Origin of the sequence: Streptomyces sp. NPDC026672, from assembly GCF_040638185.1 — a bacterium.
Classification (GTDB): Bacteria; Actinomycetota; Actinomycetes; order Streptomycetales; family Streptomycetaceae; genus Streptomyces.
Genome location: NZ_JBEZXS010000022.1, coordinates 134,771 through 148,022, shown reverse-complemented (window position 1 = coordinate 148,022; position 13,252 = coordinate 134,771). Strand labels below are relative to the sequence as shown.

The window sequence follows — 13,252 nt, the reverse complement described above, 5'->3', positions numbered from 1 at the left end:
CCTGCACGCGTCCTGAACCCCTGTCTCCTGCCGTCGGCCGGGAGGCAGAACCCCCGCCCGGTGCCGATCCCGACCCACATCGGGGTTCGGGCGGGCAGGAGCCCCGTTCACTTCCTCCCCCGTGGAGGTGGGCGGGGCTTCTTGTACGGTCTGAGCTGCGAAAGTACCGATCTAGCGCTCAACCGTAGTTGAACAGACTTGCGTCGAGCAGGTTGTAGCGGAAGTTCCCGCGGAACTCGGCCAGGGTCTCGGCGACCTTCGACTTCTCCTCGGTCGTGATGTTGCGGTACAGGCTGCCGTCGGGCAGCGCCTGCGTGGCGGCGATCGGACCGTCGGCGTAGATGTTGTCGCCGCTGCACAGGAAGAAGTCCGGGTCGAGCCCGGCCATCGCGTCGTAGATGCGGTAGCCGCCGATGTCGGGGTTGATGCCCCAGCCCTGGCCCGCCAGGTCGCCCGACCACACGAACCGCACGCCGCCGCGCCGGCGCGTGGACACGGTGCGGAAGGTGCCGGCCACCGGCTCGCCGGTGCGGCGTGGGTCGTCGGGGTCGGCGAGGAGCACGCGGTAGTGGATCTGCTCGCCGGCCGGCAGCCCGTGCAGCCGGGTGGTGCCCGTGTAGTCGGTGCCCGCGCCGAGCAGCGGACCGTGCCGGCGGTGCGCGTGGCGGAACGACTCGGTGGCCGACGTCTCCACGATCATCCGGGCCGGCCGGTCCGAGCGCACCCAGATCAGACCGGAGTCGGTGGTCACGTCGCCCGCCTGCACGCCCCAGCCCGCGCGGGGGCGCCCGGACAGCCCGAGGGCGGGCGCCGAGCCGAGCGCGGCCGGCAGGGTGAGGGCCGCCGACGCGGCGAGCGAGCCGCGCAGGACACTGCGGCGTCCGGGGAACGGGCTGGGTGACATGGGTGCGCCTCCGGGGTCGGGGACCGGCCAGTGTGCAGTGTCACAACTACTGGTGCGCCGCAGCGCGCACGGAAACCGGAAGTGAACAACTGGCCCGCCGCGCAAGGGGATCGGGCCGGACCGGGGCGCCGGGACTCAGCGGCTTCCGTCGAGCAGCACGCGTGCGACCAGCGCGGGATCGTCGTTCATCGGGCAGTGGCCGCAGCCCGGCAGCCGCACCAGACGGGCCTTGGGGATGATGTGCTTCGCGCGGATGCCCTGCCGGCGCACCAGCAGCATGTCGCGGGTGCCCCAGCCGACGGTGACCGGGATGCCGGGGACGTCGTCCGTGAACCGGACGGTGGTGCCGGTCCGCAGGGTCGCCTCGAAGCCGGTCGCCCGGGCCAGCGCCAGCGTCTCGGCGACCACGGCCTCGGGCGGGCGCCGGGCCGGGCGGGCGTAGATGGTGCTGGTCAGGGCGGTGCGCCCGGCCGCCGTCGAGGCGAGACGTTCGACCAGGGGCTCCGGCAGCCGCCGCGAGATCTGCCGCATCGCGAGCAGCACACCGAACGCGTACCGCCGCTCGGCCTGCGACCAGAAGCCGGCGGGGGAGAGGGCGGTGACGGACCGTACGAGCCGTTCGCGCCCCAGCTCCAGGGCGAGCAGACCGCCCAGCGAGTTCCCCGCCACGTGCGGACGGTCCAGCTCCAGCGCCTCGAACAGGGCGCCCAGCACGGTGTTCGTGGTCGGCAGGTCGTAGGCCAGCGCGTCCGGCAGGCCCGGGGACGCGCCGAAGCCGGGCAGGTCCACGGCGATCACGTCGCGTTCCGCCGCGAGGATGTGCACCACCGGGTCCCACGCCTGCCGGTGGTGCCCGATGCCGTGCAGCAGGACCAGCGGGTCGCCCCGGCCCGCGCGCGTGTACGCGACGCGCACGCCCTGGGGGCCGGCCGGGGTGGGGACCGTGAAGGAGACGGTGGGGGACATGGGGTGCTCCTCGTCTGTGGTCTCGGTGCGGGGACTCGGTGCAGTGACTCGGTGCGGGTCTCGGTGGCGCTCTCACGCGCGGTGCGGGTTCCGTGATCCGCGCGCGGTCGTAGACAGCTTGTCAGTAACTGCTACCGGCGGGTAGCCCCCGTGCGGGTGTCATGGCGGCCGGCGATGCACCCCGGAGGCGGCACCACCGCCTGGACAGTCCCGTGCGGGTCGGCTGGGATGGTCCCCGTGACCGCCGACACCGCGACCGACGTCTTCGAAGAACACCGGCCCGTCCTCATGGGCGTCGCCTACCGCATGCTCGGGCGCGTCGCCGACGCGGAGGACGTGGTCCAGGACGCGTGGCTGCGCTGGTCCGCCGCCGACCGCGCCGGGGTCCGCGAGCCCCGCGCCTACCTGGTGCGCGTCACCACCCGGCTGGCCGTCGACCGGCTGCGCCAGGTCCGCGCGCGGGACGAGGCGTACGTCGGCCCCTGGCTGCCCGAGCCCTATGTCACCGACTTCGGTACGGCCGTCGCCGACACCGCCGAGCGGGCCGTGCTCGCCGACTCCGTCTCCCTCGCCGTCCTCGTCGTCCTGGAATCGCTCTCACCGCTGGAGCGGGCCGTCTTCGTGCTGCGGGAGGCGTTCGGCTATCCGTACGCCGAGATCGGGGCCGTGCTCGACCGCGGCGAGGCCGCCGTGCGCCAGCTCGCCGGGCGGGCCCGCAGGCACGTCGAGGAACGACGGCCGCGCTACGAGGTCGATCCGGCCCAGCGCCGGGACCTGACCGAGCGGTTCCTCGCCGCCGCGGCGGAAGGCGACCTCGACGGGTTGCTGGCGCTGCTCGCGCCCGACGTCCGCCTGGTGGGCGACAGCGGAGGCAAGGCGAAGGCGCCGCTGCGCGTCCTGGAGAGCGCGGACAAGGTGGCCCGCTTCCTCGTCGGTGTCGCCGAGCGGGAGGGGGCGGTGCTGTCCTTCCGGTTCCTGGAGGTCAACGGCGGCTTCGCGGTGCTGGTCCTGTCCGGCGACGAGCCCGACAGCGTGGTCCAGCTCGACGTCGTGGACGGTGTGGTCCGAACGGTCTACATCGTGCGCAACCCGGACAAGCTGAGTTCACTGGCGTCCCGCTGACCCCACCTGTGCCGGAGCCCCCGTTTCGCGACGGGGGCTTTGCCGTGATGTCACGAAGACCGTCGTGCGCGAACGCCTCGTGAACGCTCCACCGCCCTGGGTCCGTGTGGTCCACAGGGGATCGAGGATTGGTCTTGACCAAGGGTCCGGGTCGTCCTATGGTCGCAGATAAGTGCAACAACCTTTAATAAACAAGGGCGCTAAAACGCCGCCGGATCACGGCGATTGCGGAGGACAGGGTGGGGACCACGCAGCTGGAATCGGTGCCGGAACCGAAGTACTGGCATCTCAGGACCGTGCTCAGTGAGGCACTGGACTCCGAGTTCTCGGTCGGCGAGATCCTGCCCAACGAGCGCGACCTCGCCGCCCGCTTCGGCGTGGCCCGCGCCACGCTCCGCCAGGCCCTCGAACAGCTCGAACTGGAGGGCAGGCTCCAGCGCCGGCGCGGTGTCGGTACGAGTGTGGCCCCGCCGCGCGTGGGGGTGGCCGTCGGCGCCGAGCAGCACGTCTGGCCCGGTGCGCCCCAGGACGCCTGGCAGCCCCTCGACTGCGTCCAGGAAGTGCCGCCGACGTCCGTGACCGGTGCCCTGGAGACCGGTGCCGACGAGGCCGTGCACGTCGTGCGTCGCTCCCGGGTGTCCCACGGACAGCCCGTCGCGGCCGAGCTGCTGTACATCCCGGCGTCCTCCGTGCCGGAGCTGTCGGGCATCGACGCGCCGTCCGGTCCCGCACGCGCGCGTGCGGTGCTGCGCGAGCTGCAGCACCTGGAGCTGGAGGGCCAGGACAGCGCCGTCGAGCTGGGCTCGGCCCGCGCGGACGACGCCAAGGAACTCGATCGGCTGCCCGGGGCACCCGTCCTCGTCGTCACCACCCGGTTCTTCGCCGAGGGCCGCACCGCCGCGCTCTCCGTCGCCACGTACCGCGCGGACACCTGCCGGCTGACCTTCGGCGACTCCGGCCGGGTGGAGATCCACCACGGCCCGGAACGCCACGCGTCGTAACACCACCGGCCGGCACCCGACCCGGACGGGGAACAGAGGTGCCGGGCGGCGCGCGGCGACGCAGACGCGGGCGGCGCACAGAGCCGCGCGTCGGCCCCGCCGACCACGGGCGGGCCGGGAGTGCCCTGGGGCCCTCACCGCGCCTGGTGACGCCGACCGGCCCGGGACCTGCACCGGGCGTGAGACGTGCATCTGCCCGGGAGACGCGCACCGGTCAGGGAATCCGAACGGTCTGAGAGTCCGACCGGCCCGGGATCTGCGCTGTCCCGGGATTCGCCCCCGCCACGAAACCTGACCGGCTGGAGACCTCCCGGCCCGGTCGGTGCACCCGCCGGACCGCGTCGCCGACCGTGCCGAACCAGCCCCCCCCGGCGGTCACCGACCGGTCCCGTGGCCCCCGCGTACCCGCCCCGCACGGTCAGTGGCGGGCCGTCACCGTGCTTTCCACCGCGAAGAGTTCCTCCTCCACGTGGTCGAGCGCGAGCCGCAGCGCCCCCGTGGCGACGACCGCCTCGCCGAGCAGGGACAGGGTCACCCTCGGGGGGCGCAGACAGTAGCGGGCGAGTTCGCGGCGCAGTGGCTCCAGGAGGCCGTCGAGCCCCGCCGCCCAGCCGCCGATCACCACCAGCTCGGGGTCCAGCGCCAGCGACAACGCCGCGACATCGTGCACCAGCCGCTGCACGAACCGCTCCTCCGCCGCGCGCGCCCGCTGGTCGCCCTCCCGGGCCAGCGCGAACACCTGCGCCACCGCCTGCTCGTCCAGCGGATGCAGCGGCTCGTCCGTCGTCGACAACAGAGTCTCCGGCGTGACCTCCCGGCCCAGCAGATGCAGCGCCCCGATCTCCCCGGCCGCCCCGCCGAACCCCCGGTGCAGCCGCCCGCCGATCAGCGAACCGGCCCCCGGGCTCAGCCCCGCCAGCACGAACACGATGTCGTCCGAGTCCTTCGCCGAACCCTTCCAGTGCTCGGCCACGGCCGCCGCGTTGGCGTCGTTCTCCACCAGCACCGGACACTTGAAGGAACGGCTCAGGCGCTCGCCCAGCCGCAGCCCCGTCCACTGGGGCAGCGCCGTGCCCAGCCGTACCGTGCCGTCCGCCTCGACGATCCCCGGCGTGCCGACTCCCACGGCCCGCAGCGAGTTGCGCGCCACCCCCGCCCGCCGCAGCAGCTCGGCGACAGCGCCCCGCAGCCGGTCGAGGCGCTCGTCGGCCTCGGCCTTCTCGTCGACCTCCTTGGCCTGCGCGCCCAGGATCCGCCCGTCCAGGTCGGACAGCAGCGCCGCGACCCGGTGCGGGCCGATCTCCAGGCCCAGCAGATGCCCGGCCTCGGCCCGGAACCGGAACCGTCGCGCGGGCCGCCCCTGACGCCGTGCGGCGCCCTCCTCGGCCGCCTGTTCCACGACGAGACCGGCCTCGATGAGCCCCTCGACGACCCCCTCGACGGTCGGCCGGGACAGCCCCGTCACCCGGGTGATCTCCGTGAGCGTCGCGCAGTCCGTGGCACGCAGCGCGTGCAGCACCACCGCGGAATTGATCCTTCGCAGCAGCGAGGGATCGCCGCCGGTCAGCCGCCCCACCGTCCGTCCTCCCAGCTCGTGCGCGTGTTGGGGGATCGTACTCGGCACGGCGGACCCCGGCGAGTGCCGGACGCCGCTACGCCCGAGATAGTCCGGATCGGCCCGGACCCCGGTGCCCGACCGGCCCGCTCCTGCACCCGGGAGCGGGCTCAACTGCCGTGTCCCGAAAGCCCGATCGGGCAGACGGGGCCGGCCCCGACGTACCTGCCGGGATCAGCCCGGCGCGACGAATCCGGACTCGTAGGCCGCGATCACCGCCTGCGTCCGGTCCCGCGCCCCGAGCTTCGCGAGGACCGCGCTCACATGCGACTTCACGGTCTCCGTGCCGACCACCAGCGACCTCGCGATCTCCGCGTTCGACAGCCCGCGCGTCATCAGCCGCAGCACCTCGGCCTCACGCTCCGTCAGCCGCGCCCGCTCCAGCGCGGCCCGCGCCGCCGTGTTGCCGTCGGCCCCCGTGCCGTACCGCGCGGCGAGCGTGCGCACCGACGCCGGGAACAGCAGCGACTCGCCCTCCGCGACGAGCCGTACGGCGTGCACGATCTCGGCGGGCCGGGCCCGCTTCAGCAGGAACCCGTCGGCCCCCGCCCGCAGCGCCTCGTACACGTACTCGTCGTTCTCGAACGTCGTCACCACGAGGATCTTCGGCGGATCGGCCACGGTCCGCAGCACCGCGCGCGTGGCCTCGATCCCGTCCAGGAGCGGCATCCGTACGTCCATCGCGACGACGTCGGGCCGCAGCCGGCGCACCAGCGGGATCACGGCGGCCCCGTCGGCCGCCTCCCCGACGACCTCGATGTCCGGCTGTGCTTCGAGCACCGCCCGCAGACCGGCGCGGACCAGGGGTTCGTCGTCGACGAGAAGTACGGTGACCGGCATCCGGCCAGCCTAGATCAGTGCACCGGAAGCTCGACGCGAACCTGCCAATCGCGCTCGTCCGGCCCGGTGTGCGCGCGGCCCCCGAGCAGGGCCGCCCGCTCGCGTATCCCGCGCAGACCGCTGCCCCGGCCGGGTCCGGGCACCGGTGCCGTCAGCGGATTGCGGACCTCCAGGACGAGCGTGCCGTCCGCGACCGCCACCCGCACCCGCACCGGCACCGCCCCCGCGTGCCGCAGTACATTGGTCAGCGCCTCCTGGAGGATCCGGTAACCCTCCCGCGACACCGGCCCGGGCACCGTCTCCACCGGGCCCGTCACCTCCGCCTCGACCTTGGCGCCCGAGGCGCGCGCCGACTCCAGGAGCCGGTCGGCGTCGGCGAGCACGGGTCTGCCGCTCACCGGCCGCCCCGACTCGCGCAGCACACCCAGCACCCGCTCCAGGTCCTCAAGGGCGGCCCGCCCGGTCTCCTCGATGGCGCCCAGGGCCCGGTCGGTGAACTCCGGGTCGCCCGCCGCCCGCGCCGCACCGGCCTGCACCACCGCCACGGTCAGCGCGTGCCCGATCGAGTCGTGCAACTCCCGCGCGATGCGCGTGCGTTCCAGCAGCCGATCGGTGCGTTCCTCCAGGGCGGCGAACCGCTCGGCGGCGGACGGCCCGAGCAGCCCGCGCGCCGCGGCGGTCACCAGCTCGCCGAGTCCGACGACCGTGCCGTAGAGCGCGAGGAGGGGGAGCGGGACCAGGAGGGCGTGGGACCAGTGCGGCGTCAGGCCGCGCAGGACCGCGTCGTCCAGGGTCCGGTGACCGGCCGCGGAGCGCGCGAGGTCGTAGGCGAGGAACGGTCCCCACACCGTGGCGAACGACGCCGGCACCGCGAGGAGCATCCGCGTCTCCAGCCACAGCACCGTCCGCAACCGGTCCCGCCACGTGGCCGACGGCGTCAGGGCGATGCCCGAGTTCTCCTCGCCGGGTGTGAGCAGCATCCGCGCCTGCAGACCCTCGCCCACGCGCACGGCCGGCACGAGACCCAGCGGGAGGAGCAGGACCGCGGGTATCCAGGGGGTCGACATGTCGATGAAGAGCCAGACACTGACGATCAGCATCGGCACCCACAGGTGCAGCAGCCGCGAGTACGTCTTCCCCCGCAGCAGCGGGCGCAGGAACCGGACCATCGAGCCATCGTCGCAGCCGGCACCGACAACGGGCCTCCCCCGGGCGGGGGAGGAGGACACCACGCGCGGGGGAAGCCCCGGCACCCCCGCGTGGCCCACGCTGTCGCCATGACCAGCATCGACGTCCGAGACCTCACCAAGGACCACGGTTCCCGGCGGGCCGTGGACCGGCTGACCTTCACGGTCGATCCGGGCCGTGTCACCGGCTTCCTCGGTCCCAACGGCGCCGGGAAGTCCACCACCATGCGGCTCGTCCTGGGCCTCGACCGGCCGACCTCGGGCACCGCCACGCTCGGCGGACGCCCCTACACCGCGCTGCGCGAACCCCTGCGCCACGTCGGCGCGCTGCTCGACGCCGAGGCGGCGCACGGCTCCCGCACCGGACGCGACCACCTGCGCGCCCTCGCCGCGAGCAACCGCATCCCGGCCGCCCGGGTCGACGAGGTCCTGGAGGAGACCGGGATCGCGTCCGCCGCGCACCGCCGCGTGAAGACGTACTCCCTCGGCATGCGCCAGCGCCTCGGCATCGCCGCCGCCCTCCTCGGCGACCCGGCCGTGGTCCTGCTCGACGAACCGGCCAACGGACTCGACCCCGAAGGCATCGTCTGGATCCGGCGGTTGCTGCGCCGGCTGGCCGCCGAGGGCCGTACGGTCCTGGTCGCCAGCCACCTGATGAACGAGACGGCCGCCTTCGCCGACCACCTCGTCGTCCTCGGCCGCGGCCGGCTCCTCGCCGACACCCCGGTGCGGGACTTCATCCACGCGCGGGTGCGCCCCGGCGTCCGCGTCCGCATCGCAGGGGGCACCGACCTCGGCGCCCTGCTCGCCCGCCACGGCCACGACGCCGCCCCCGCCCCCGCTCCTGACGGCGGCGACGCTGAGGGTGCGTGGACGGTGCGGCACGCGCGGGTGGAGGACATCGGCAGGCTCCTCGCCGAGGAGGGCGTCCCCGTACTCGAACTCGCCGCGCAGGAGGCCACCCTGGAGCAGGCGTACCTCGACCTCACCTCGGCCGAGGCCGAGTTCACCGCACAGCCGCAGGAGGCATGACCATGGAGTTCAGAGCCGTGCTCCACGCCGAGTGGATCAAGATCCGTACGCTGCGCGGGCTTGTCGCCGGGCTGATCGCGATGCTGCTCGTCACCACCGTGTTCTCGGCACTGGCCGCGTTCGACGCGGACGACTCCGATCCGCTGTTCTCGGCGTTCTTCGGCGTCAACTTCGGGCAGATCGCGGCCCTCGCGTTCGGCGCGACCGCCGTCTCCTCCGAGTTCCGGGGCGGCGCGCTGCGGCTCGCCTTCGCGGCCGTTCCCGACCGCGGACGGTGGTTCGCGGCCAAGGCCACCGCGATCGCCCTGCCCGCCCTGGCCGTCGGGCTGCTCACCGGGGCGGTCACCGCCCTCGTGGGCACCGCCACCCTCGGGGCCGACGCGCCAGGCGGGGGCGAGGCACTGCGCGGCGCGCTCGGCTGCGGCGTCTACCTGACGCTGATGGCCCTGTTCGCGGCGGGCTGCGCGACCGTCCTGCGCAGCGGCGTGGCGACGCTGAGCATCCTGATCCCGTTCCTGCTGATCGTGTCCTTCGTGATCGGCGACCTGTCCGGAGGGGTCGCCGACCTCCTGCCCGACCGGGCCGGCCAGATCGTGCTGCACAGCGACTGGGACGGCACCCTCGGCCCGTGGTCCGGGACCGCGGTGACCGCGCTGTGGACGGCGGCGGCGCTGACGGCGGGGGCGTGGAGCCTGCGCCGGCGGGACGCCTGACGCCCCGCCAGTTGTCAGTGGGGCGCGCTTTACTGGATCGCATGGACATCGCGAAGGCCCTCACCGTGATCGACCTGCTGTGCGCCCAGGACTTCCCGGCGGCGCACGGCAGGACGGAGCGGGGCACGAGCGGCCCCGGCTACCACACGGCCGAATTACGCACGAGCGACGACTTCTGGGAGGGCGACGGCACGGCACGGGAGGAGACGGAGGCGCAGTACGACGCGGACCGCGACGGACTCGGCGAACGGCTCGCCGAACGCTGGGGGCCGCCCGAGCGCTTCAGCCTCTACAGCGTCCTCGACCGCACCCTGCGCGGCGAGGACGTCGAGGAGCCCTGGGCCGGTCTGAGCGGACACGTGCCGGACCTGCATCTGTGGCAGGAGCCGGAGTCCGGCCGCTGGATCGCCCTCGGCGTGTCCCAGTGGGACAAGGAACTGCCCTTCCAACTCCTCGCGGTGGTCACGGAGATACCCCCGCCGTGACCGGTCAGCCCTCGGCCGCCTCCCGCAGCCGGGCGAACTCCTCGGCCATCGTCGCCGCCGTCCAGTGCGCGTTCAGCCCGCTGGGATTGGGCAGCACCCACACCCGCGTGTCCCCGAACACCCGCTCCTGCGGCCCCACCCGGGCCGCGCGGTCCCCGAAGGCGGCCCGGTAGGCGGTCACCCCGACCACCGCGAGCCACCTCGGCCGCAGCCGTGCCACCTTCTCCGTCAGCAGCCGCCCGCCCTCGACGTACTCCCGCGCGGACAGCTCGTCGGCCCGTGCCGTCGCCCGCGCCACCACATTGGTGATGCCGAGCCCGTACGACGGCAGCTCGCCCTGCTCGGCCGGCTCGAACAGCCTCGGCGTGAACCCGGACAGGTGCAGCACCGGCCAGAAGCGGTTGCCCGGGCGGGCGAAGTGGTGGCCGGTCGCGGCGGTCATCAGTCCCGGGTTGATGCCGCAGAACAGCACACGGAGACCGTCCGCGACCACGTCCGGGACGAGGCGGTCGCGGGCGGCCTCCAGTTCCGCCTGGGTGAAGCGGGTCAGAGGATCGCCCCCGGGGTGTACCCGGCGGCCTCCGGGTGCCGCTTGACCAGGTCCTCGATCCGGGCGACGACCACGCCGACCTGGGCGGCCGCGGCACCGGTGAAGGACAGCCTGTCGGCCATCAGCTCGTCCAGCCGCGCCCGGTCGAGCGGCAGGCGCTCGTCGGCGGCCAGCTTGTCGAGCAGGTCGTTGCGCTCGGCGCCCTGCTCGCGCATCGCGAGCGCGGTGGCCACGGCGTTCTCCTTGATGGCCTCGTGCGCGACCTCGCGGCCGACACCGGCGCGCACGGCGCCCATCAGCACCTTGGTCGTGGCGAGGAACGGCAGATAGCGGTCCAGCTCACGCGCGATCACGGCCGGGAAGGCACCGAACTCGTCGAGGACGGTCAGGAACGTCTCCAGCAGACCGTCGAGCGCGAAGAACGCGTCCGGCAGCGCGACCCGGCGCACCACCGAGCAGGACACGTCGCCCTCGTTCCACTGGTCGCCCGCCAGCTCGCCGGTCATCGACGCGTAGCCGCGCAGGATGACCATGAGGCCGTTGACGCGCTCGCAGGAGCGGGTGTTCATCTTGTGCGGCATCGCGGAGGAGCCGACCTGGCCGGGCTTGAAGCCCTCGGTGACCAGCTCGTGCCCCGCCATCAGCCGGATCGTCTTCGCCAGCGACGACGGCGCCGCCGCCAGCTGCACCAGCGCGGTCACCACCTCGTAGTCCAGCGAGCGCGGGTAGACCTGACCGACCGAGGTGAACGCCTGCGAGAAGCCCAGGTGCCCGGCGATCCGGTCCTCCAGCTCGGCGAGCTTCGCGGCGTCGCCGCCCAGCAGGTCCAGCATGTCCTGGGCCGTGCCGACCGGGCCCTTGATGCCGCGCAGCGGATAGCGGCCGAGCAGTTCCTCGACCCGCCCGTGGGCCACGAGCAGTTCGTCGGCGGCGGTCGCGAAGCGCTTGCCGAGCGTGGTGGCCTGCGCGGCGACGTTGTGGGAGCGGCCCGCCATGACCAGCTCGGCGTACTCGCCGGCCAGCTTGCCCAGCCGGGCCAGGACCGCCACCGTGCGGTCCCGCACCAGCTCCAGCGACAGCCGGATCTGCAGCTGCTCGACGTTCTCCGTCAGGTCCCGGGAGGTCATGCCCTTGTGCACGTGCTCGTGCCCGGCGAGGGCGTTGAACTCCTCGATCCGCGCCTTCACGTCGTGCCGCGTGACCTTCTCGCGCTCGGCGATCGAGCCCAGGTCGACCTGGTCGAGGACACGCTCGTAGTCGGCGATCGCCGCGTCCGGGACCTCGATCCCGAGGTCCTTCTGGGCCCGCAGCACGGCGAGCCAGAGCTGCCGCTCCAGTTTCACCTTCTGCTCAGGCGACCAGAGCGTGGCGAGCTCGACGGAGGCGTAGCGTCCGGCGAGGACGTTCGGGATGCGGGGCTTGGCGGGCGCTGAAGTCACGTGTACGGATTCTACTGGCGGTTCGCGCAGGCCATCGCCATGGGCGGATTCGGTGGAACCCACGAGACGTGGGTCACGTCCGCCGGGGCGGGTGCGGGGCCGCCGTTCCTGTGGCGTCCGTGTGGCCTGTGGCGTCCGTGTGGCCCGTGGGGTCGGTGCGGTCCGTGGGGACTGCGACGGAGCCTGGGCTGTCCGCACTGTCCGCACTGTCCGCCAGCTCTGCCAGCACGTCCGCGTGGCACTCCTGCGGGGCGCACCAGCAGGCCAGGGTCCTGCCGCGCAGCTCCTCCACCAGCTCCAGCAGCTCCGGGTGCTCCAGGAGGTAGGCCCGGTACATCGCCATCACCTCGGCACGGGTGCCGTCGCGCCTCTTCTTCGGGGTGTCGTAGGCGAAGGGGTTGGCGAGCCGGTGCCGGGGCAGGTCCCAGCCGCCCAGGGTCCAGCGGCGGCCGACGTACACCACGTCCGGCGGGGCGTCCTCCAGCCGGGGGCCGAACTCGTGGATCCGGCCCCTGAGGTTGATCACCCGCGTGGTCATGGGCGCTACGCCGCCGGACCCTCGTACGGCAGCAGCTCCGGGCGCTTCGGCGGGCGGCCGTCGCCGGACGAGCGGCCGGTCAGGCGGCGGCCTATCCACGGGAGCAGGTGCTGTCGCGCGAACCGTACGTCCGCCACCCGGCGTGCTCCCCAGCCCGGCGGCAGGGTGGCAGGCATCGGGGTGTGCCAGTCGGCGTCCTCGGGGGCGTAGCCCAGCGTCTGCCAGACGGCCTCCGCGACCCGGCGGTGCCCCTCGGCCGTCAGATGCAGCCGGTCCACGTCCCACAGCCGGGGGTCCGCCAGCGACGGCGCCCCGTACAGGTCCACGACCAGGGCGCCGTGTCGCTCGGCCAACTCGTCGACGCAGGCGAACAGTTCCTCCATACGCGGCCGGAACCGCTCCAGGACCGGGCCCTGGCGGCCGGGGCTGCGCATCAGCACCAGGCGCTCGCAGGACGGCGCCAGCCGCTCCACGGCCTCCGTCAGCAGCCCCCGCACCCGCCCCATGTCGCACTTGGGCCGCAGGGTGTCGTTCAGGCCGCCCACCAGGGTGATCACGTCGGGTTTCATGGCGGCGGCCACGTCGATCTGCTCGTCGACGATCTGCCGGATGAGCTTGCCGCGCACGGCGAGGTTGGCGTAGCGGAACCCGGGCGTGACCGCGGCCATGCGCGCCGCGAGCAGATCGGCCCAGCCCCGGTAGGAGCCGTCGGGCAGCAGATCGGACATGCCCTCGGTGAAGGAGTCGCCGACCGCGACCAGGCTGGTGTGTGTGGGAGTCGTGTGCATCGCGGCAGCGATGGTATCCCGCCTCCGTACCGGGCGGTCGGTGGGGCCCAGGAGCCGAAGGCGACGGGGCCT

Annotated in this window: 12 protein-coding genes and 2 pseudogenes; 5 read left to right on the top strand and 9 right to left on the bottom strand. The window is 73.7% G+C overall.

The window, feature by feature from the left end:
- Positions 1–193 precede the first annotated feature (193 nt).
- Together AB0F77_RS25195 and AB0F77_RS25190 are read right to left on the bottom strand one after the other, a co-directional pair.
- Positions 194–904, bottom strand: a pseudogene (locus AB0F77_RS25195) (PhoD-like phosphatase N-terminal domain-containing protein); the annotation flags it as partial.
- Between the two features lie 135 nt (positions 905–1,039).
- Positions 1,040–1,870, bottom strand: coding sequence for an alpha/beta fold hydrolase (locus tag AB0F77_RS25190; protein ID WP_361952857.1), 831 nt, complete (start codon positions 1,868–1,870; stop codon positions 1,040–1,042).
- A 237-nt stretch (positions 1,871–2,107) separates the two neighbouring features.
- On the opposite strand from AB0F77_RS25190, the gene AB0F77_RS25185 reads away from it, so the two are divergent.
- Positions 2,108–2,992, top strand: coding sequence for an RNA polymerase sigma-70 factor (locus AB0F77_RS25185; protein ID WP_361952854.1), 885 nt, complete (start codon positions 2,108–2,110; stop codon positions 2,990–2,992).
- A gap of 239 nt (positions 2,993–3,231) precedes the next feature.
- On the top strand, positions 3,232–3,993 hold the full coding sequence (locus AB0F77_RS25180) for a GntR family transcriptional regulator (RefSeq protein ID WP_361952851.1): 762 nt from the start codon (positions 3,232–3,234) through the stop codon (positions 3,991–3,993).
- A gap of 418 nt (positions 3,994–4,411) precedes the next feature.
- Here AB0F77_RS25180 and AB0F77_RS25175 read toward each other — a convergent pair whose 3' ends face one another.
- The 3 genes from AB0F77_RS25175 to AB0F77_RS25165 all read right to left on the bottom strand — a co-directional run bounded on the left by AB0F77_RS25175 (position 4,412) and on the right by AB0F77_RS25165 (position 7,617).
- Complete coding sequence (locus tag AB0F77_RS25175) at positions 4,412–5,569, bottom strand: ROK family transcriptional regulator (RefSeq protein WP_361952848.1); 1,158 nt, start codon at positions 5,567–5,569, stop codon at positions 4,412–4,414.
- A 213-nt stretch (positions 5,570–5,782) separates the two neighbouring features.
- Positions 5,783–6,448, bottom strand: coding sequence for a response regulator transcription factor (locus tag AB0F77_RS25170; protein ID WP_361952845.1), 666 nt, complete (start codon positions 6,446–6,448; stop codon positions 5,783–5,785).
- 14 nt (positions 6,449–6,462) lie between these two features.
- Positions 6,463–7,617, bottom strand: a complete 1,155-nt coding sequence (locus AB0F77_RS25165; RefSeq protein ID WP_361952842.1) for a histidine kinase — start codon at positions 7,615–7,617, stop codon at positions 6,463–6,465.
- Positions 7,618–7,725: 108 nt separating this feature from the next.
- Here AB0F77_RS25165 and AB0F77_RS25160 point away from each other — a divergent pair, with 108 nt between their 5' ends.
- The 3 genes from AB0F77_RS25160 to AB0F77_RS25150 are packed head-to-tail and all read left to right on the top strand — an operon-like array spanning position 7,726 to position 9,865.
- Entirely contained in the window at positions 7,726–8,667 is a 942-nt protein-coding gene (locus AB0F77_RS25160) for an ATP-binding cassette domain-containing protein (protein ID WP_361952839.1), read from the top strand.
- A gap of 2 nt (positions 8,668–8,669) precedes the next feature.
- On the top strand, positions 8,670–9,380 hold the full coding sequence (locus tag AB0F77_RS25155) for an ABC transporter permease (RefSeq protein ID WP_361952836.1): 711 nt from the start codon (positions 8,670–8,672) through the stop codon (positions 9,378–9,380).
- A gap of 41 nt (positions 9,381–9,421) precedes the next feature.
- Positions 9,422–9,865 (top strand): hypothetical protein, encoded by a 444-nt coding sequence (locus AB0F77_RS25150; protein WP_361952833.1) that lies wholly within the window; start codon positions 9,422–9,424, stop codon positions 9,863–9,865.
- Positions 9,866–9,869: 4 nt separating this feature from the next.
- On the opposite strand, the gene mug is transcribed toward AB0F77_RS25150, so the two are convergent.
- The 4 genes and pseudogenes from mug to AB0F77_RS25130 form a co-directional block, all read right to left on the bottom strand.
- Positions 9,870–10,415 (bottom strand): G/U mismatch-specific DNA glycosylase, encoded by a 546-nt coding sequence (mug, locus tag AB0F77_RS25145; protein WP_361952866.1) that lies wholly within the window; start codon positions 10,413–10,415, stop codon positions 9,870–9,872.
- Positions 10,412–11,854 carry an adenylosuccinate lyase gene (gene purB, locus AB0F77_RS25140; protein WP_361952830.1) on the bottom strand — a complete coding sequence of 481 codons (1,443 nt, stop codon included), beginning with the start codon at positions 11,852–11,854 and terminating at the stop codon, positions 10,412–10,414. Before purB ends, mug begins: the two co-directional genes overlap by 4 nt.
- Before the next feature lie 205 nt (positions 11,855–12,059).
- Positions 12,060–12,392: pseudogene (locus tag AB0F77_RS25135) on the bottom strand (DUF4326 domain-containing protein); the annotation flags it as partial.
- A 5-nt stretch (positions 12,393–12,397) separates the two neighbouring features.
- On the bottom strand, positions 12,398–13,180 hold the full coding sequence (locus AB0F77_RS25130; RefSeq protein ID WP_361952827.1) for an SGNH/GDSL hydrolase family protein: 783 nt from the start codon (positions 13,178–13,180) through the stop codon (positions 12,398–12,400).
- Between the last annotated feature and the right edge of the window lie 72 nt (positions 13,181–13,252).